This is a genomic window from Pseudomonas muyukensis (genome assembly GCF_019139535.1).
GTDB lineage: Bacteria > Pseudomonadota > Gammaproteobacteria > Pseudomonadales > Pseudomonadaceae > Aquipseudomonas > Aquipseudomonas muyukensis.
The window spans coordinates 3470000-3490052 of sequence record NZ_CP077073.1; the positions used below are offsets into that span (position 1 = coordinate 3470000).

The window sequence follows — 20053 nt, forward strand, 5'->3', positions numbered from 1 at the left end:
AGGAGTCACCGCCATGTCCCCGCAAGCCGACTGGATCACCGTGGGCGCCCTTGCCGAAGGCTTCGCCCCTGGCGCCTTCATCCTGCCGCAACTGGCCGACCTGTCCGGGCGCAGCCTCAGCCTGCACTTCGCCAACGGCTGGGTCATCGAGCACCGTTTCGACGCCGAGCGCCTGCACTGGCACGCCGCCGATGGCCACAGCAGCGGCAGCGCCGACTATCGCGCCACCTCGGTGCGCCCGGGCATCTACCTGGTGGATTTCATCAAGCACGACGCCGGCCAGGCCTGCTCGGTGTCGCTGGTGCTCGACACGCACACCCAGGCCTTCACCGCCGTGCTCGGCCGCCTGCCCGAGCAGGCCCGCACCCAACGCGGGCTGTATGCGCTGGCCCTGGCCGGCGAGCCACTGACCGGCGTCGAGGCCACCTTCCTGCACGGCAGCCTCGACCGCCCCTGGCAACCAGGCGCCTGCCCGCACGCGCCGAGCACCGAGCTGGTGGGCCTGCGCAACCATTACCGCTACAGCCCCAGCGAGGAATACGAGCACCTCTACCTCAACGCCAACCACTACAGCTGGCAGTGCCTCAAAGGCGTCGAGCAGGGCCTGTGCGACACCGACCGCGCCTACTACTACAAGATCGCCGAGCAGCTGTACCTGTTCGTCTGGTGCGAGAAGATCGTGCCGACCCTGGGCCTGGTGCTGATCGACCTGGCGCAACAGCGCAGCGACGGCAAGATCTTCGGCTACCAGGGGGGCAGCTTCGATAGCCTGGCCAACTTCCCAGTGTCGTCCTATTGCCGGGTGGTCAATCGCACGGAGTACCCGCTGTGAGTCGCAGTGTCCTGATCACCGGCGCCGGCAGTGGCATCGGCGCGGCCTGTGCCCAACGCCTGGCGCGCCAGGGCTGGCAGGTGGCGCTGCTCGGCCGGCGCCGGGCGGCACTGGAGCAGGTGGCGCAGGCCTGCGGGGGCCTGGTGCTGGCCGGCGATGCGGCAGACAGCGCCGCCTGGCCCGCGTTCATCGGCCAGCTGCGCGAACGCTTTGGCGGCCTCGACGCGGTGATCGCCTGTGCCGGCGGCCACGGCCTTGGCCGCGCCGGCGATATCGATGACGCGGCCTGGCGCGAGGCGCTGCGCAGCAACCTCGACAGCGCCTTCCAGACCGCCCGCGCCTGCCTGCCACTATTGCGCGAGCGGCGTGGCAGCCTGGTGCTGCTGGGCTCCATCGCCTCGCTGGCGGCCGGCCCCGAGGTGTGCGGCTACACCACCGCCAAGCACGCGCTGATCGGCCTGACCCGCTCCCTGGCCCGCGACTACGGGCCGGACGGCGTGCGGGTCAACTGCGTCTGCCCAGGCTGGGTGCGCACGCCCATGGCTGACCAGGAAATGCAGGCGCTGATGAGCCATCATCAGGAGGACCTGGAGGCCGCCTACCGCCGGGTCACAGCGGATGTGCCGCTGCGCCGCGCCGCCAGCAGCGACGAGATCGCCGCGGTGTGCCAGTTTTTGGTCGGCTGCGACGCCAGCATCGTCACCGGCGCGGTGATCACCGCCGATGGCGGCGCCACCGTGGTCGATGTGCCGACCTTGGCCTACGCCCGCCTGGCGCCACAACCATGAACGCCCGCTACGACTTCACAGGCAGCACGGTACTGGTCACCGGCGCGGCCGGCGGCATCGGCCAGGCCATCGTCGCAGGCTTCGCCAGCGGCGGCGCCCGGGTGCTGGCCGTGGACCTCAATGACGCAGCGTTGCAAAGCCTGCAGGCCCGGCATTCGGCATTGGGCCATGCGCTGCAGGCCCATGCCCTGGACCTGGCCGACCACGACGCCATTGCCGCACTGCTGGCGGGCCTGGAGCGCCTCGACGTGCTGGTGCACAACGCCGGGTACTTCCCCCTTACCGCGTTCGCCGAGCTCGACCCGGCGCGGCTGCGGCGCACCTTGGCGGTGAACCTGGAGGCGCTGTTCTGGCTGACCCAGGGCGCGTTGCCGCTGTTCACCCGCCAAGGCGGTGGTTGCGTGCTGGCCACCTCGTCGGTGACCGGGCCACGGGTGGCCTACCCCGGGCTCTGCCATTACGCCGCATCCAAGGCCGGGGTCAATGGCTTCATCCGCAATGCGGCGCTGGAGCTGGCTGCGCTGAATGTGCGGGTCAACGGCGTCGAGCCGGGGATGGTCCGCACCCCGGCCATGGGCAACCTGGGCGACACCGCGTTGAACGCGCGGATTGCCGCCGCCGTGCCTCTGGGGCGGCTGGGCGAACCGGCCGATATCGCCGCGGCGATGTTGTTCCTGGCCTCCGACGCCGCCCGCTATGTCACCGGGCAAACCCTGGTGGTCGACGGCGGCGCCACCTTGCCAGAAAGCCTGGCCTGCTTGTAGGCGCCAGCCTCGCTGGCGAACCAGGCAGCGCCGTGGAGGGCACCGGCTACGCCGGTGTTCGCCGGCAAGCCGGCGCCTACATCTACCCCGCCCCGTGGCGGTGACAGCCAAGCCCCCTGGCAGCCATGGACAAGACCGCGCCCGCCCGGCCACGCGCTAATACCCCGTCACCTGCCTCCACAACGACGCGGCAACCAAGACCGCACACAACAAACGAGGATCGACCCATGCGTCTCACCCCACGCCGCACCGCCCTGGCCAGCGTCCTGGCCCTGCTGGTCCACGGCCCGGCCAGCCTGGCCCATGAGCTGTACGCCGACGACGACACCCACCTCAACGCCGACCTGCTCGCGGTCTGGGGCATGTTCAACAGCCGCCACAACTACGATGGCAGCCCCGGCGGCTCGACCTGGCGCGAAGGTTTCATCAAGTACGGACTGAGCGGCGACCAGGGCCTGGGCGGCAACGGCACCCTGTATGGCGCGCTCAACTGGGTCAGCTCCAGCGCCTGGGGCGATGGCGATGCCGGGGGCAACCAGGACGGCTCCGAGCGCACCAGCAAGATCGAGGACGCCTACCTGGGCTGGCGCTCCGGCGCGTTGTTCCCGGGCCTGGGCCAGGACGGCGTGGACATTTCCGGCGGTCGCCAGGTGATCCAGCTGGGCAGCGGGTTTCTGATCAACGACGACGGCCCCAACCTGGGCAAGGGCCCGGCCGAGGGCCAGCTCAACCGTGGCGGCGGGTTCTACCTTGGCGCCCGCCATGCCTTCGACCGCACCGCGCTGCTGCGCCTGGGTGGCAAGGACGGCCTGCATGGCAGCGTGCTGTGGCTCAAGTCCGATAACCGTGCCCAGGCCGAGACCGAACTGGCCGCCGGCACCCTGGACTACACCTATGCCCTGGGCACCCTGGGGCTGACCTACATCCATGGCATCGACGTCGCCGACCAGTGGGCCAGCGAATTCCAGAAGGCCCGCGAGGGCATGGATGTGTACAGCCTGCGTGGCGAAGGCAGCGCCGGCCTGGACAACACCCGCCTGGCGTTCGAGTACGCCTGGCAGGACAAGCGCGGCGGCAGCGAGAGCGCCTGGTATGCCGAGGCCGGCTACACCTTCGCCGACCTGCCCTGGGCGCCGCAGCTGAGCTATCGCTACACCCGCTACTCGGCCGGCTGGGACCTGCTGTTCACCGGGTTGTCCAGCGGCTACGGCACCTGGATCCAGGGCGAGGTGGCCGGCAACTATGCCGGGCCGTTCAACAGCAACAGCGGCATCCACCATGTCGGCCTGAAGGCCACGCCGCGGGACGATGTCACCCTTGGTGCGCTGTTCTTCGACTTCAATACCGTGCGCAGCCGCGACACCCTGAACCTGGATGCCCGGGAGCTGGACCTGTATGTGGAGTGGGCGGTGACCCCGCACCTGATCGTCACCCCGCTGCTGGGGCTGTTCAAGCCGCGCAAGGATGCCAGCAATGGCGGCAACCAGGTGGGCAGCGGGACCAATGTGTACAGCCAGCTGACGGTGGCGGTGCCGTTTTGAGTCATCGCCGGGCATCAGGCTCAGGGCGTGGGAGCAGCCTTGCCCGGCGATGAGGGCCGGTCAGCCCAACAGCAGGCGCAGGTCGGCGCCGGTTTCAGCCAAGGGCGGGCACCAGTAGTAGCCGCCGCTCAACGGCCGGCTGAAGCGGTACAAGCCGTCGATCACGCCATCTTCCAGCCCGCTCATGCGCCGCAGCTGTACCTCGAAGGCATCCAGCGAGAAGCCCAGGGCGACGAACGCCAGGCCCGCGCCGCGCTCGTCGGCCCAGGCCACCGAGCGGCGCACCACGAACGCCTCGGGGGCGAAGCTTTCCTGGGCGGTGCGCTTGACGTGGGCCGACGCCGGCGCGTCGTCGAGTTCTTCGTTGTCGCTCAGGCGGCGGCCGATGATGTTGTCCTGCTCAGCCTGGGGCAGCGCCTTGAAGTAGTTCAGGTCGTGCTGCCACAGCTGGAAAGCCGCAAAGCTGGAGCCGGCCAGGCCCGGGGCATCGCCCGGCACGATGGCGGCGGCCACGGCGTCTTCGTCCACCGGGTTCTCGGTGCCGTCTTCGTAACCGGTCAGGTCATGGCCGCCGCGGTGCAGGAAACCGTCGACGCTGTCGACCAGGCGCAGCGCCGGGGCCAGCAACTGGCGCAAGGCTTCGCCGCGCAGGAACAGATCGCCGCGTTCCTCGCCGCGTAGCCACAGCCACAAGGCGTGCTGGGTGGCCGGGTTCTCCACCACCGCATCCAGTTGCGGGAAGCTGCGCAGCCCCGGCACTTCGCGGCCCAAGGCTTTGACCAGGGGAGCGCCGATGGCGAGGATCAGGTTCTGGCCATCGACCTGGGCGATCAACTGGTCGAGTACCCCAGGCAAGGCCTCGTGCGAATCCAGGGCAAAGAACAGGTGGCGGGCATGGGCCGGCACCGGGGTGGCAAGCAGACCTTGCTGGAACGGCATGACGGGCTAATCCTCGGCAAAAGCGCGAATGCTACTGCGCTGGGCGCCTGATCGCAACGCGCTGCAGGCCAGGGCCTTGGTAACAAACGGTTACCAATGCCGGCCCGTTGCGATTAGCTATCGTTCAGGGGACGCCTACACTCGTCGAATCCTTCGCCCGAGAGCCCGCACATGACCGCCTCGCCCCTGCTGACCGCCGTCCTGCCCCTCGCCCTGGGCATCATCATGCTGGGCCTGGGCCTGTCGCTGACCCTGGCCGACTTCGCCCGGGTGGTGAAGTACCCCAAGCCGGTGCTGATTGGCCTGGCCTGCCAGATTATCCTGCTGCCGCTGGTGTGCTTCCTGATCGCCAATGGCCTGGGCCTGGAGGCGGCGCTGGCGGTGGGCCTGATGCTGCTGGCCGCCTCGCCGGGCGGCACCACCGCCAACCTGTTCAGCCACCTGGCCCATGGCGACGTGGCGCTGAACATCACCCTCACCGCGGTCAACTCGTTGATCGCCATCCTGACCATGCCGTTGCTGGTCAACCTGTCGTTGAGCTGGTTCATGGCCTCCGACCAGGCCATCCCGCTGCAGTTCGCCAAGGTCATGCAGGTGTTCGCCATCGTCCTGCTGCCGGTGGCCCTGGGCATGCTGGTCCGCCACTGGGCGCCAGGTTTTGCCGCGCGCATGGAAAAACCGATGAAACTGGTGGCGGCGCTGTTCCTGGCCTTCACCATCGTCCTGGCGCTGGCCAAGGACTGGCAGACGGTGGTCGAGTACGCGCCGATCGTTGGCGGCGCCGCGCTGCTGTTCAACCTGCTCAGCCTGGGGGTGGGCTACTGGGTGCCGCGGCTGCTGAACATTCCCAGGCGCCAGGCGATCGCCATCGGCATGGAGATCGGCATCCACAACGGCACCCTGGCCATCGCCCTGGCGCTGAGCCCATCGCTGCTCAACAACGCGACCATGGCAGTGCCGGCGGCGATCTACAGCTTGATCATGTTCTTCACCGCGGCCGGGTTTGGCTGGTGGGTCAGCCGGGGGCAACGTGCCGAGCGCGTGGCCAGCGAACCGCTCGGTTGATGCGCCGGGGCTGCGTGGCAGCGGGCTTGCCCCAGCACAGGCCACTCAGCCCCGCCGTCGCTTCAGCTGCCCTTTCAACACCCGCAATGGCGGCGCATAGAAGAAGCCGAACGACACGCTGCCCTGGCGCCCTTTTACCGCATGATGCAGCCGATGTGCCCGGTACAGACGCTTCAGATACCGATTGACCGGCTTCGGCGCCCGCGGCCAGTGGCGGTGGAACAAGCCGTCATGGGCCAGCACATAGGCCACCCCATAGCCGGCCACCCCGGCGCCCACCCACTGCAGCGGCGCGTGCCCGGCCTTGCCCAGCGCTACCAGGGCCAGGGCGATCAGGCCCAGGGCCACCAGGTACAGGTCGTTGGTCTCCAGCATGCCCAGCTGCGGCTCGTGGTGCGAGCGGTGCAGCCACCAGCCCCAGCCATGCATGACGTACTTGTGGGCCAGCGTACCGACGCCCTCCATGGCCACCAGGGTGCCGAACAGCACGGCAAGATTGAACAGCATCAGACGATCCGGGGGTTGGCAACGAAAGGCGCAAGGGTACCATTGCCGGCAGGTCAATCGGAGGGGCTTTCGATGAAGGATGTACACACCGCGGCCAGTACCGGCTATTCCCGCTACTCGGGCAACTACGAGCAAGGCCGGCCCGACTATCCCGTCGCCCTGCAGGGCTGGTTGCGCGACACCTTGGGCGTCGCCCGCGGCACCCCGGTGCTGGACCTGGGCGCCGGCACCGGCAAGTTCACCCGCCTGCTCAGTACCCTTGCGCCGCAACTGACGGCCGTCGAGCCGGTGGCGGCAATGCGCGGGCAATTCGCCGCGCACCTGCCGGGTGTGCCGGTGCTCGACGGCAGCGCCCAGCACATCCCCCTGGCCGACGCCAGCCAGCAGGTGCTGGTGTGTGCCCAGGCCTTCCACTGGTTCGCCAGCAGCGACGCCCTGGCCGAGATGCATCGGGTGCTGGCCCCCGGTGGCCGCCTGGGGCTGGTGTGGAATGTGCGCGACGAATCGGTGGACTGGGTGGCGCGCATCACCGCGATCATCACCCCCTACGAGGGTGACACCCCACGCTTTCACAACGGGCGCTGGCGCGCGGCCTTCGATGGCCGTTGGTTCAGCGCGCCGCAGTTGACCACCCTGCCCCATGTGCACCAAGGCAGCCCGCAGGCGGTGATCCTCGAACGGCTGCGCTCGGTGAGCTTCATTGCCGCCCTGCCCCAGGCCGAACAGGACCAGGTCATGGGCCAGCTGCAGGCGCTGATCGACAGCCACCCCGACCTCAAGGGCCGCGAGCACATCGCCTTCCCCTACCAGACCCAGGCCTACGTCTGCCAGCGCCTGGCGTAACACAATCGTCATGTGCCACGCCTTGACCCCGGGCGGGTCGAGGCGTATGGTCCGCCGCGCACTCAAGCATCCCCTCACAGGAGACCCCTGCATTGGACAGTAGCCCCAGTCGATTGCGACAGGCCCACACGGCGAGCTAGTCCGGCAGCGTCCCTGCCACTGTCTCGCCGCCCACGGTAGACGGTGGTTTCCCGGCCCTTGGCGGCCGGTTCTTCCCCCTGTTTCCCCACACCTTGCCCGCTGCCGGGCCGGGTCGGTGGTCCTGCGCATTCGTTGCTTTCAATCGCGCCGCCGCAAGGTTGGCGCCTGAACGGGCATTCGCCCGTGGAACGAGGTTCGCTATGGATTGGAAAGTCTTTCTGCTGCGCGTGAGCGTGGCCCTGCTGCTCGGCGCGCTGATCGGCGCCGAGCGTCAACTGCGCCAGCGCCTGACCGGCCTGCGCACCAACGCGCTGGTCAGCACCGGCGCCTGCCTGTTCGTGCTGATGACCCAGGCCGTGCCGGGCATGGCCCCTACCGATGCCTCGCGCATCGCCGCCTATGTGGTGTCGGGCATCGGTTTTCTTGGCGGCGGCGTGATCATGCGCGACGGCTTCAACGTGCGCGGCCTGAACACCGCCGCGACCCTCTGGTGCACCGCCGCGGTCGGTGTGCTGTGCAGCCTCGGCCTGCTGCTCGAGGCCAGCCTGGGCAGCCTGGTGGTGTTGTGCGCAAATATCCTGCTGCGCGACCTGGCCCAGCGCCTGGACCGCCAGGAGGTGCTGCCGGCCAGCGAGGTCGAGCAGCGCTTCGAGGTGCGCATCGTCTGCCGCGCCGAGGACGAAATCCAGGTCCGCGGCCTGATGCTGCACAGCCTGAGCGACCCGGGGCTGCGCCTGCAATCGCTGCACAGCGAGGACCTGGCCGACCCGACACGCCTGGAAGTGCGCGCCGAACTGCTCGGCACCGCGCAGGCGCCCACCCAGCTGGAACGCCTGGTCGGCCGGGTGAGCCTGGAGAAAGGCGTCAGCTCGGTACGCTGGCAGCTCCAGGCCCAGGGGTTGAACGCCGACTAGGAACTCCGAGCAAGCCGTTCAGCAACCTGCAACAGTGAGTCTCTTGAATCACCTGAGCCAACGTTCAGGTGTCGATGACACAAGCATCCCCTCTGGCCGTGGTCAAGCACTGCCAGAGCCCCTCCTACAGCCCCGACAGCACGGCCCTTGTGGTCCGTAGCTACGCCTCTGAAGTAGGGCTTCATATAACCAAATCAATGCTTGCTCAGCCGAAACTAACTCATAAGGTCAATCATTACGACATCGAACTAGTATTTTTACCAGGTGACAAGCCTTCCGACACCCCAGACACTGAACGTAAACCGACGCTTTTCAAACCTTGAATTCGGTGGAGAATACGAGATGAGCCGTTTTTCAGCGTCCACAGTAATTGGCTACAACAGAAGCGTCATTGAAAGCTCCGGTTTGAAACCAGGAGACAAGATCAGACTCAATGACGATAACAAATACGCCTGGCTCATAAGAATTACAGACAACCATCTCGAAATTGATTTCAATCGTGAAGACGGATCGCTTTCAATACCTGCCTACTACGACAAAAGCGACCTCCACTTTCAATCTGTGCATTGCGCTTCCATTGAGGGCATCAGCCCAGAAAACATTACGCTAACCAGCCAAAATAAAAGTAAGTATGAAGGATTGGAGCGCGAACTTGAAAACGCATTCGACTGCCTCACCAGCCTAGGGGCAGAAAAAATAGACCCCAATCAAATATCTTCATTCCCTTTCGAGCCCTTACTCGCACTCGTCGAGCTAAAAGTTAACGCCCCTGCTTTATACCCCCGCCAGCGCTCCTCCGGAGCCCACTATGGATTCCTATGCATCATAGAGGGCTCTACACTTCCGGAATTTCATGATCACTTAATCATCTCAACGGACAGCCTGTTAGGCCCGGTGCTGTCAAACTTGGACAAAGACGTTCTTGAGAACTTCCTTAGGGACTGCCCAGAGGACTTCCCTGAGGAATTTTTCTCCCGCCGCCAAGCAATCCGCTATTTTTTTTGCGAACATTTTAAAACGCCAGACACCCAGGATTTGGGTTACCTCGCCAAGAATCATATTCACGCCATCTACGATCTCACAGCACTCGACGCTGCAAAATCCATGGTCGAAAGAATCAACACCCGGACAGCCACCCTGTGCAGGTTGGTCGAGAACAATGCCCAGCGGATAGAAATAGACCCGAACAGGGGTAAGCAAGATGCCCCTTCAGGCCCGGCAATCATCGAATTCAATGATACTGTCTATGAAGTTGGCAACAGCAGTGGATATGGCACAATTGCTGCGATCGAGTATGGTGAATTAGATATTTCCTGCTCCGAACAAACCCAAGATGACTACAAGGCCTTGAAAGATAAATTCGACTGCCTCTCTTGTTTCTCGCCCTTGGAAAATATCGACCTATACGACCGCTCCATTAAAGCCATCTACACCACTTCGGGCATGACAGCGGAGCCACCCATCGCCCTCCAGATGCACTCGCGGTCAATACCTTACCTGATCTCCAACCAGCCTAACGGCGCGCTGCCCGACATGACGGACTTTTCGCTCGAGCGCGTGGGTAGCGTCAACGGCGGCTGGATCAGCAGCAGTACGATCAAGGCAGGTCGCGCACTGGCCGAGGGCGAGGTATTAAGCGTTTTCCTCATCGACCGCCAGGACGGTGAAATCCGCAAAATCGATTATCCGGCGCAAAAGGGCAAGCTCGCTGCCGAGCATTGGCCAAAAGCCTTCGCCGATCATCTGGTGGCTGCTGGCGAACCAATGACCGCCGGAAGCTTTAGCGGTGACAATAGCTTTTCCACCACTACCACGCCCCTCCGGCTGTGGAGCCCAGCACGCTATCGCGCCTTCAGCACCGCACCCTTTGCCGCCAACCTGGTACAGGCATTAGCCTGCGACGAATCGTTCGCCCTCACCACAGGCGCAACCCTTTGCCTGCAAGTACGCGACCTCACGTCCCAGACCTTGTACGAGCACCATTTCTTCACCCCCACGGCCACGCAAGCCGGCACGCAGTGGTCCAAGGCGCTGTGTGAACAGATCAACCGCGACAGCCGCCTGCTGCGTGCGGGCGTGCGCGATGACTGCAGCGTGACCCCCGCCGAGCATGACAATGCCTTCTGGGTGCCGCAATGCGCCGAGCTGGCGGTCACCCTCACCGAGACGCGCTGGTGGCAAAGCCAGGCTGTCCAGAATCTACAGCGACTGGAAGAAGGACGCACAGTGCAAGCGTGGGTCTATGATGCGTTTTCTCATCATTTGCTCGCTCATCATGAGTGGACGCCAAGCGGGGCCCAGCGCGCCGCAGGCAAATGGCACCAGGCCTGGGCCAATGCCCTGAACGCCTCATCGGTATCGCCCTACCTGCGAGCGGCCACGCATAGTCCTCAGACCGAGCAGGCCAATGGCACGGATCTGTACCTGTGGCAACGTGGTGATGCACTGCGTATTTTCACTACCCTGCCCGACGCAGGTAATCGCCTGCCAGGCCCTACCCTGCAATCGGCCTGGAAAGCCAACATCAAGGATGAAGTTCTAGTCACTGTACGCCATCCGTTCAGCCGTAAACCGCTGCACCACGCATTGTTCAAACCCCAGGATGTCGACACGATCAGTGACCGGGATACCTGGTTGCAGGCCTTGGCCGATTTCCTCAAGGCGCAGGCCTGGCCCGAGGTGCAGGTTGGGGCAAGCGACGAACCGCTATCCGTCCCTCGCCTCAGCGAGTTGCAGGTTCTGCTGGAGAACGTCAGCGACGGCAAAACCGAAAGCGATGGCGACAACCTCAAGCACCTGCTCGAGCTGGACGACTTGCCTGCAGAACAAGCCCGCTTCACCGTGACGACACAGGCGACTACCGTGCGGGTCGATGTGCATTCGTTGAACGGCGAACTGCAGTTCCGCCTGAACCAGCGCGCATACGATAAAGGCTATCGAGTAGCCGCCTGCACGCCACGCACCAGTGAACTTGCGTTGTGGCCGGTGGACGTGACCGACACCCAGATCACTTGGGCAGGGCCAATTGACAATGGCGTCTATGATCTCTACCTGGCCTACCCAGAAAGTGCTCGCGACCACACTGCGCTGACCGTGGGCCATATCGGCGCTTTCCACCCCAGCCACTTTTGGCACGGTGTGCAGGCCGTCGAATTTACCCCGCCTGCGTCCATGAAAGCCTATGACGAAATCAGCTTCTTATGCGAGGACTACGCCAACACCAACCAATCAGAAGTCTTTGACACCAGTCCCCATGACCGCAACGGTGTGGACGAGCGCAGCGGCCTGTTCCATGCCCATTACCCGATCACTATCCTACAAGGGTTACTTGGGCTTGGCCCGGTGTGCGACCTGAGCATTCACTACTCGGCGCTTAGAGCCAACGAAGCGGGCTTGGGTGATGGTTGGGCCTGGCGCTTTTCCAGCATCATCACCAGCTCCACTCAGGAGAATGACCACCGCCAGCTCACACTCGCAGATGGAGCCCCGATCCTGTTCAGCGATGAACAGTGGACCCAGCTTGGCACAGGCCAAGCCATCAAGACCCGGGAGTGCCGGGTAAGCTGTACCAGCGATTACAGCCAGTTCACCCTCGACTTCCCCAGCGGCCGCCAAGAGATCCTGAGCAAACCTGCTGCACCAGGCAGTGATGAGATCGAACCCAACGATGCATTCCGCAAAGCCGTGCTAGCAGCCTTAAAGGCGATCAAGGCCGGTAGCGAGCCGGACCCTCTGTTGATACCTGAACACTGGACGCAGGGGATTTTGGCGGTGATTTTCCCTTATGGATACCTTGTCGGAGGAATCATTGATTACGCAGAAGCCCGCAAAGCATGGAGAGAACATGCCAACACCAAGGAACTGAACAGGCGTATCGCGCTGTATGAACGGCCGTTCGTGCAACTGCTGCCGTCACGCATCGTTTCGCAATATGGCGAAGCGCTAGATCTGCAGTGGAAACGCCAGAAGGGCCAGTTCCTGCTGATGAGCATCAAGAGCGGCGCAACCGAGCTGTTCAGCGCGGAGTATGTCAACCCTGAGGCCAAGGCCGGTAGCCAAGTGCACATGCAGCTTTGGCCTGGCACCCCCGAAGCATTCAAGGTCGAGCTCACACTCGAACATTACTTGCTGCGCACACTCAAGCGCGAGCGCAACGGCAGCGTCGTGCAACGGGTGGATTGTGGCTACGACGATGATCCTGCGTTGGACAGGGTATTGTGCCGCTTGGAGGAGCTGGACGGTTCTGTCGAATGCGTCCAGTACGTCAAGCATGAAGCCAAGCCGGATCAGCCGCCGGCTCTGCCCAAAGCAGTGTTGCATGCGCTGCTACCCGGCCGCGGGCAGCAGAACCATATCAACCGCTACACCTATACCGGCAGCTTCCAGAACTGGCGTGACCAGATAGCCATCGTCGCCGTGCAAAGCGGTGCCCATGCCAGCGTGGTGCATGACCTGCATGCTTTCGGCCGGGACACAAAAGGGACACGGATCTGCCTGCTGCGGGGCTCGGCCTCTGCTCAGGCTCACTGGCTGGAATTCTACCTGCAGCACGAGCAGACCACGGCCACCTATCGCTACACAGGCTGTGGCGATGAACTGGCCGAAATCATCAAGAACATAGTCACCAAGATAAAGGCGGAGTCGATCGAAGTGACAGCCAACGCCTCGGCGGTCGAGCGCCGGACGGCGGTATTGCAATTGTTGTGGCGGTACTCGACCAAAAACCGTGAACGACTGCACGGAGCGATCAAGCACATGCTCAGCCTGTCTCCAAAGGCAGAGCGCGAATGCCTTGGCAAAACCCTGGACGCAACCACGATCGTGACTGATGCACAAGGAAACCCCCGGCATCTGCATGTCAAGGGCTCGCATAAGATTTACTACTGCTATTACGGTGAGCAGAGGCAAAGCCAGATCGTGCTTGGCAGCGTACCAGCACTGAGCGCCGTGCCTACCCTGGAGTGCCCTGTCGTGCCGGCATATGCCAGCGCTCCGCTGATGGCGGAGTATCAGTGTGACGACTTCGGCAACCCTCAGGGCTTGAAACTCTACGGTTATCGAAACGTCACCCGTGCTGGCCGCGAATACCTGGAACTGGCCGAAATAGTGATAGTGGACGGCATCCGCGGCACGCTGGTCAACGACACCCTCGACCAACACAGCACCTGGGCGCTGACCGGCAAGGACGTCCTGTGGCACCAGATCAGCACCACCACGTCAGTCCCCGCCAGCAAGAAAACCACCAGCGAGCAAAGCAAGGTCAAGGAATGGTCGATCACCAGCCAACAGACGACGCACCACGGCGGTAATAGCTATACACTGACCAATGTTCAGCAATTCATCGACAATCCCACCCAGCCGGGTATCGAGGTAATCGTCAGTGCAACGACGCCAGCCGGCACTGCTCAGGTCAGCAAGGAACTCCGTTCGCGCTACAGCAGGCGCGCCCTGCAAAAGGTCGAGAATGGCCTCGAGACCCACTGGGAGCGCGATGCCTCGGGTCGAGTAACCCAAGAAACCCGCTACCGGCTGGCATCCGGTAGCAACCGCAAGACGGCCAGAAAGGAACTCGCCGAGCACATCGTTTCGATCTACACCGACAGTAACGACAAAACAACGGTTGAGCGCACCTTCAAGGATGGCAGCCAGAGCCTATCGCAACTCGATGGCCTACAACGGGACTGGCTCACCGCGTGGCGCAGATCAGCCACCGACGACTATGTTCCCCTGGAAGAACACTGCTTCACAGGCCTGGACGATGCTTGCGTATTGGGCAGTTGGGCGTGGGATTACCTGCCAGGTGGGCAGGCCGTGCGCAAGGGCCCGCCCCTGCCGGGATTGGCGGGGAAGCAGCTCTGGATGGCGCAGGAAACGCGCGAGCTGACGCAGCGCTCGGCTACTGTTGAAGCGGACACGCTTAGCGCCACACGGCGCAGTGCCCGAGTGGATGCTACTGCTGCCGAAAAGTTTACTGAGGCGCTATTTGCAATACTTGCGTGCATCGACACTGAAGACCCACTTGCAGCCCAGGCATTCACTCTCCACAGAGACGGCTCCAGCTATACATCTAACACCATACGCGCCGCGTACGAGCAGATAATGCTTGCAGCAGAAATTCACAACATAACAACAACGGATCACTACAAATTAATTAAATATATTCAATACCTTTCCGGCCTGACCGACTTGAAAGGCATTGAGGATGCGGACGAATGGATTCATTTGGGTCACTGGATCGCCTCCAGCGTCACGGAAGAGAAACTTTCAAAGTTTGAGGCAACCAGCGATGACTTCGACATCGTCAGCCTATTCGCCTTGGCTAATTCCTCTGACAACGAAGAACTAGAGATAACTGCAAGATCTCTTTTTCAAGGCAGCCTATCAACCGATAACTTCCTTAGCGTAGATTCAACCGTGCAACTCACCGAGCGACAAGGCTTGGGCACCCAGTGTCTATCAAAGCGTACCACCATCAGCACCGCAAAAACCGATGGCACCTTCCAACGCTCGGTGCAATGGGCGGATGACACTGACACGCAGCACCTGCAAATCGATCAGCACTACGACGCCAACGGCCAGGTCATCAGCCATACCCGCACCCTGGGTGAGCAAACGCTGAGCTACACGCTCGAGCGCGATATTCTCGGTCGGGTAACTAAGGTGACCCGCCCCGATACTACGACCATCGAGCGCGCATACCACGGCTTCAGCAATCGGGTTTCCACACTGACCGTGGACGGCAACGTCGTCGCGACACAGGCTGTGAACGACCGCGGAGAACTCACGACACGCACCGTCGGCAACCGCGAATATCGGTTTGACCAGCAGACCGTGACACTGCCCGACAAAACCCAGCTGCAGCAGGTTCGCACTGCCAATGGCGAGCGCTTCGAGGCAAATGGCAGCGCGCTGTACAGCGAGACACATCCTGATGGATCGACCGTGGTGCAGGCCGCGCCTGGTCAGCAGAGCAGTGTCGGCTGGCGACACACATTGGCTGACGAGCAGGTGCCCGGCTGCCGGAAAATCATCGAAAAAACGCCCCGTGGCACGGTCAAGGGCACCGAATGGCAGAGCCTGCGCGGGCAACGCATCGCCGCGCTGCGCGCCGACGGCCACACGCAGCGGATGTTCCTCGATAGCGAAGGACGCATGTTGCGCAGTTGCCAGGCCCACGAAGACGTGCTCTACCACTACGACGAGCTTGGTCACCTGCAGGCACGTCAGGTGCACGCGCTAACCGGCGCAGGCCAATGGCAGGTGCACAGTGAACATGACAGTTTCAACCGGGAAAGCGCACGCACCTTCCTACGTAACGGTGTCCCCTGCTTCCGTCAACAGATGACCTGGCGCGGCGATGGCCGTCTTGAAAGCAAAGCCAGCTACCAAGATGGCGAGCTGCTACGTACCGAGCGATTCACCTATGACTTGCTCGACCGTCTCGAAAGTTATGTGTGCGACACCACGCAAGCGGCACTCTGTCCCCAAGATGGTAACGGTACTCCGATCAAGGCCCAGACATTCACCTGGGATAGCCAGAGCAACCTGACCAGCTGGACCAATACCCCGTACGAAGGCGCTACGCTGACACAATCACTTGCCTATGCAACCTCGGACCCCACTCGTCTGACCTCGCTGACAACTGGCGAACAGGTGACCTCCCTCGACTGCAACAGCAATGGCCAACTGTCGGTCGACGGCCAACAACGGCAACGGGCCTACAATGCCGCCGGTCAACTCAGCCAGATCAAGAACGCCAACGGTGCCCTGTTCACACGCTACGAATATGACGGCCTGCAACGTCTTGCGGCGCAGTATGACCCGCACCACCAGACCACCTATGAGTTGCGTTACGACGGCGATGAGCTGATCGGCCAGGTGCGTTTCGACCAGGCTGGCAAAATCACCGGCAACACCAGCATTTCTCCAGGGCTGGCGCAGTATGACGGCGAGCAGGTGCGTTGGCTGATCGACGATCCCCAAGTGGGTATCGCCGGCCAGGTGTGCGACACCGACCTGCAACTGGCCCCCCTGCTGCCCTTCGGCGAAGGCGCGGCGCTCGACGGCTTGATCAGCGGCTACAACGGCATGCGCCGCGACCCCGTGACGGGCCAGTATCATCCAGGCAACGGTTACCGCAGCTACGACCCAGAGCTGCGCCGGTTTACCCAGCCTGACTGGCTGAGCCCGTTTGGCGAAGGAGGGATCAACGACTCTGCCTACTGCCCCGACCCGGTCAACCAGACTGATCTCAGTGGCGCGATCATGCTCAGCCGTTGGGGGCAAGATCAGGAACTGGCCAATTACGCAAAGATCCTGCGTGACACCAAACCCATGCCGGTCGGCGGACGCTGGCGCGGCCTGATGCTTTCAGCCGTGCTGACGGTAGTGGGTATCGCCGCGTCGGTAATGACCGGTGGCGCCGCCTCAGTGTTCTTCGTCGCGATCACGGCCTGCTCGCTCCTCTCGTTCGGCTTCGAGGTGGCCTCCGTACTGACGGAAGAGTCCAACCCCGAGCTATCCAGGAAACTGGGCTATGCATCGCTGGTGTTCGCGGTGGCGTCGCTAGCCCAAACGGCGGTTGGCCTTATCAAGAAAGCACCGGGACTGATCAAATCCGTGATGCGATCAATGCGCCAGATCGGTAAAAGGCTCTCCAAGGCCAAGCTTGACGGAAGGGTGACGAGCAGCATTGTGCGCCCCAGAGGATACGCGTGGGAGCAACTCGGTAGTATGCCCAGCGTCAGCCAAACGGCGAAACCTGCCCATCAAGGCCTGTTGGCCACACTCAAGGCGGTAGGGAGCAAGTTGTTCGACTACATCGCTGAGGCACCATTCAAGAATCTCAAAGATCTACGCTATGCGCGCATGGGCTATTACGGTACCGCCTTGCGCCAAGCGCACAGGCTGAACAACTTCGCGACTCGGTCACGGCAGGTGAGCGCGGGGGCTTGGATAATCGGCAAGGTGGTCGAAGGCTACCTTGTTCAAGGTTCAGTCAGGGCCGTTATCGCCTTCGCGACTAATGATGTGGAGGCCCACGTTACGCCTTGGTCGCGTTACTTCCCCCCAAAAAAAGAACCGAAGGAGCAAGAAATCCTATCCGAAGACTAACGAACGCTACCGGTCTTTGTTCGCCAGCCGCAATCGGCAACCACTCAGACTCACAGGGTCCAAGCACCGCTCGAGCAACTAAGGCTTCATTGGCATCCCAAACAGATCAAATTAGGAGTTGAGCCATGAACAATGTGAAAACCGCAAAGGTCAAGATGTACAACGCCTCGGAAAAGTCTGGTTTCCTTGATTACGAGATTGATGGTGACGATGTCATCCTGCGTAAGCAGTCTGCCGCGAAGTTTACCTTAAAAAGCGGTGACGAAGTGACCTTCGAAACTGTAGAAGAGGACGGAAGCTTCTACGCCATAAATGTAAAACCCATGTAGACGCATCAAAGCTGATGCCGTCGCATTAATCGGCAGAACACTGGATTAACCCTCACTGCCTGTACTAGGCTCTGTATGAAAAGTCTTGAGACGAAGGTCAGGCAAGGCGAAAACAGCCGAGCAAGCGCAGTGTACTGGAGTACAGGAGCATTGCGAGGCGGTTTTCAACGCAGCATGAACGAGTATCAAGGCTTTTCGTACAGAGCCTAAGCTGATCACCGCTGTAGCCACGAGGTGCGGTCAGTACAGGCAGTGTGTCAAACGTTGCCCCAGGGGTTCAGTCATCGCTACCGGGCTCTGCACGAAAAGCCTTGGTACTCGTTCAGGTCGCGTTGAAAACAGCCTCAAAATACGCATGTACGCCAGTGCAGTCGAGCGCGACGCCAACCGTTCCTCAGCTGTTTTCGCCTGACCTGACCTTCGTCCAGGCTTGTCATACCAAGCCTAACCATCGTCGCGCAGGTGCCGCTCACGCAGCTCCTGGCGCTCCTTGGCCTCGATGCACAGGGTGGCGGTGGGCCGCAGCAACAGGCGGCGCAGACCGATCGGCTCGCCGGTCTCGGCGCACCAGCCGTAGTCGCCGCGGGCCAGCCGTTCCAGGGCCTGGTCGATCTTGTCCAGCAGCTTCTTTTCCCGCTCCAGGGTGCGCAGTTGCCAGTGGCGCTCGGCCTCGGCGCTGCCGATGTCGGCGGGGTCGCTGTGCACCTCCTGTTCGCGCAGGGCACGCAACTCTTGCTCGATGCGGACCTGCAACTCGCCGCGCTGGGCCAGCAGCAGGTTGCGGAAGAATTGCCGCTGGGGCTCGTTCATGTAGGCGGTGGCGGGTTGTTGCAGCAGTTGTTCTTCAGTCATGGAATACATCCAAAAAAGCCAGGCGCCAAACGCCTTGTCGCGGGGCAAGCCCGCTCCCACAGGGCTGCGACGCAGCCCCACGCTGTCAGCGGTCGAACATCAAAGGCAGGCCCTGGCATTGATCACGCACCCGTCCTTGGTGCCAGGCCAATTGCCCCGACACCACCGTGCTGCGCACCAGGTGGTGAAAACTGCGCTGCTGGAATGGGCTCCAGCCGCAACGCGCCAGCACCGGGTCGGCGGCGGCCGGGCGCGGCGTGGCCAGGCGCTCGACCAGGGCCAAATCGGCCCAGTAACCCTCGCGCAGAAAACCCCGCTCGCGAATGGCGAACAGCTCGGCCACCGCGTGGCTGGTCTTGTGCACCACCTGGGCCATGCTCAACAGCCCTTCGCTGACCAGCTCCAGCGCCGCCGGCAGCGCATGCTGCACCAGCGGCAGGCCGGCCGGCGCGCGGCTGTAGACCCGGCGTTTTTCCTCCAGGGTGTGCGGCGCATGGTCGGTACCGATCACGTCGATCACGTCGCTGGCCAGGGCCCGGCGCAGGGCGTCGCGGTCGCTGCCGGTCTTGATCGCCGGGTTGCACTTGATCAGGTGCCCAAGGGTGGCGTAGTCGCTGTCGTCGAACAGCAGGTGGTGCAGGCACACCTCGGCGGTGATGCGCTTGCCGGCCACAGGCCCAGGCTGGAACAACGCAAGCTCCCGCGCGGTGGTCAGGTGCAGCACGTGCAGGCGCGTGCCGAAGCGTCGGGCCAACGCCACCGCCAGGCTGGAGGAGCGGTAGCAGGCCTCGGCATCGCGGATCAGCGGGTGCGCCGCCGGCGGGATGAACTCGCCATGGCGGCTGCGCCACCAGCGCTCGTTCTCGAGGATGCTCGGGGTGTGCTCGCAATGGGCCAGGACAAGGGTCGGCGCATAGATGAACAGCTTCTCCAGCACCTGCGGGTCGTCCACCAGCAGGTTGCCGGTGGAGGCACCCATGAACACCTTGATCCCGGCCACCGCGCAGGGGTCGAGGGCGGCGATGGTGTCGAGGTTGTCGTGGCTGACGCCGAAGTGGAAAGCGTAGTTGGCCCGGGAGCCGGCGGCAGCGCGTCGCTGCTTGTCGGCCAGGGCCTCGAGGGTCAGGGTCGCCGGCTGGGTGTTGGGCATGTCCATGAAACTGGTGATCCCGCCAGCCACCGCCGCCCGCGACTCGCTGGCGATACTGCCTTTGTGCGGCGCGCCGGGCTCACGGAAATGCACCTGGTCGTCGATCATCCCCGGCAACAGCCAGGCACCCGCAGCATCGAGCTCCAACGCCGCCTGCACGTTATCGAGGCTGCTGGCGATCCGCTCGATGCGGCCATGGCGCACCAGCAGGTCGGCTTCGAATTCGCGCCCCTCATTGACCAGCCGGGCGTTGCGCACCAACAAGTTGTTCATC

Annotated in this window: 13 protein-coding genes; 9 read left to right on the forward strand and 4 right to left on the reverse strand. The window is 63.0% G+C overall.

The genetic code is table 11. The features are described from left to right. The first annotated feature begins 13 nt into the window (after positions 1-13). From KSS95_RS15535 to KSS95_RS15550, 4 genes are all read left to right on the forward strand, one after another. A complete protein-coding gene (locus KSS95_RS15535) occupies positions 14-832 on the forward strand; it encodes a molybdenum cofactor biosynthesis F family protein (RefSeq protein WP_217847961.1) in 819 nt (272 codons plus the stop codon). Then, positions 829-1620 (forward strand): SDR family NAD(P)-dependent oxidoreductase, encoded by a 792-nt coding sequence (locus tag KSS95_RS15540; RefSeq protein ID WP_217847962.1) that lies wholly within the window; start codon positions 829-831, stop codon positions 1618-1620. The genes KSS95_RS15535 and KSS95_RS15540 overlap by 4 nt, the downstream gene beginning before the upstream one ends. Next, positions 1617-2384: an SDR family oxidoreductase gene (locus tag KSS95_RS15545; protein WP_217847963.1), complete on the forward strand. Its 768-nt coding sequence runs from the start codon at positions 1617-1619 to the stop codon at positions 2382-2384. Before KSS95_RS15540 ends, KSS95_RS15545 begins: the two co-directional genes overlap by 4 nt. A 227-nt stretch (positions 2385-2611) precedes the next feature. Further along, on the forward strand, positions 2612-3925 hold the full coding sequence (locus KSS95_RS15550) for an alginate export family protein (RefSeq protein WP_217847964.1): 1314 nt from the start codon (positions 2612-2614) through the stop codon (positions 3923-3925). A gap of 60 nt (positions 3926-3985) precedes the next feature. Here the strand turns inward: KSS95_RS15550 and KSS95_RS15555 are convergent, their stop codons facing one another. Then, a complete protein-coding gene (locus tag KSS95_RS15555) occupies positions 3986-4864 on the reverse strand; it encodes a Dyp-type peroxidase (protein ID WP_217847965.1) in 879 nt (292 codons plus the stop codon). 171 nt (positions 4865-5035) lie between these two features. On the opposite strand from KSS95_RS15555, the gene KSS95_RS15560 reads away from it, so the two are divergent. Further along, the gene (locus KSS95_RS15560; protein ID WP_217847966.1) at positions 5036-5929 is read left to right on the forward strand and encodes a bile acid:sodium symporter family protein; all 894 of its coding nucleotides are present in this window, start codon (positions 5036-5038) and stop codon (positions 5927-5929) included. A 45-nt stretch (positions 5930-5974) separates the two neighbouring features. On the opposite strand, the gene KSS95_RS15565 is transcribed toward KSS95_RS15560, so the two are convergent. Further along, complete coding sequence (locus KSS95_RS15565) at positions 5975-6436, reverse strand: sterol desaturase family protein (RefSeq protein ID WP_217847967.1); 462 nt, start codon at positions 6434-6436, stop codon at positions 5975-5977. Positions 6437-6508: 72 nt separating this feature from the next. Here KSS95_RS15565 and KSS95_RS15570 point away from each other — a divergent pair, with 72 nt between their 5' ends. The 4 genes from KSS95_RS15570 to KSS95_RS15585 all read left to right on the forward strand — a co-directional run bounded on the left by KSS95_RS15570 (position 6509) and on the right by KSS95_RS15585 (position 17777). After that, complete coding sequence (locus tag KSS95_RS15570; protein ID WP_217847968.1) at positions 6509-7279, forward strand: class I SAM-dependent methyltransferase; 771 nt, start codon at positions 6509-6511, stop codon at positions 7277-7279. A 341-nt stretch (positions 7280-7620) separates the two neighbouring features. After that, on the forward strand, positions 7621-8334 hold the full coding sequence (locus KSS95_RS15575; RefSeq protein WP_217847969.1) for an MgtC/SapB family protein: 714 nt from the start codon (positions 7621-7623) through the stop codon (positions 8332-8334). Positions 8335-8676: 342 nt separating this feature from the next. Next, entirely contained in the window at positions 8677-17448 is an 8772-nt protein-coding gene (locus KSS95_RS15580; protein WP_217847970.1) for an RHS repeat-associated core domain-containing protein, read from the forward strand. A gap of 125 nt (positions 17449-17573) precedes the next feature. After that, positions 17574-17777, forward strand: a complete 204-nt coding sequence (locus KSS95_RS15585; protein WP_217847971.1) for a cold-shock protein — start codon at positions 17574-17576, stop codon at positions 17775-17777. A gap of 444 nt (positions 17778-18221) precedes the next feature. On the opposite strand, the gene dksA is transcribed toward KSS95_RS15585, so the two are convergent. Further along, the gene (gene dksA, locus KSS95_RS15590; RefSeq protein ID WP_217847972.1) at positions 18222-18629 is read right to left on the reverse strand and encodes an RNA polymerase-binding protein DksA; all 408 of its coding nucleotides are present in this window, start codon (positions 18627-18629) and stop codon (positions 18222-18224) included. An 85-nt stretch (positions 18630-18714) separates the two neighbouring features. Further along, positions 18715-20052: a dihydroorotase gene (locus tag KSS95_RS15595; RefSeq protein WP_217847973.1), complete on the reverse strand. Its 1338-nt coding sequence runs from the start codon at positions 20050-20052 to the stop codon at positions 18715-18717. Position 20053: the final 1 nt, after the last annotated feature.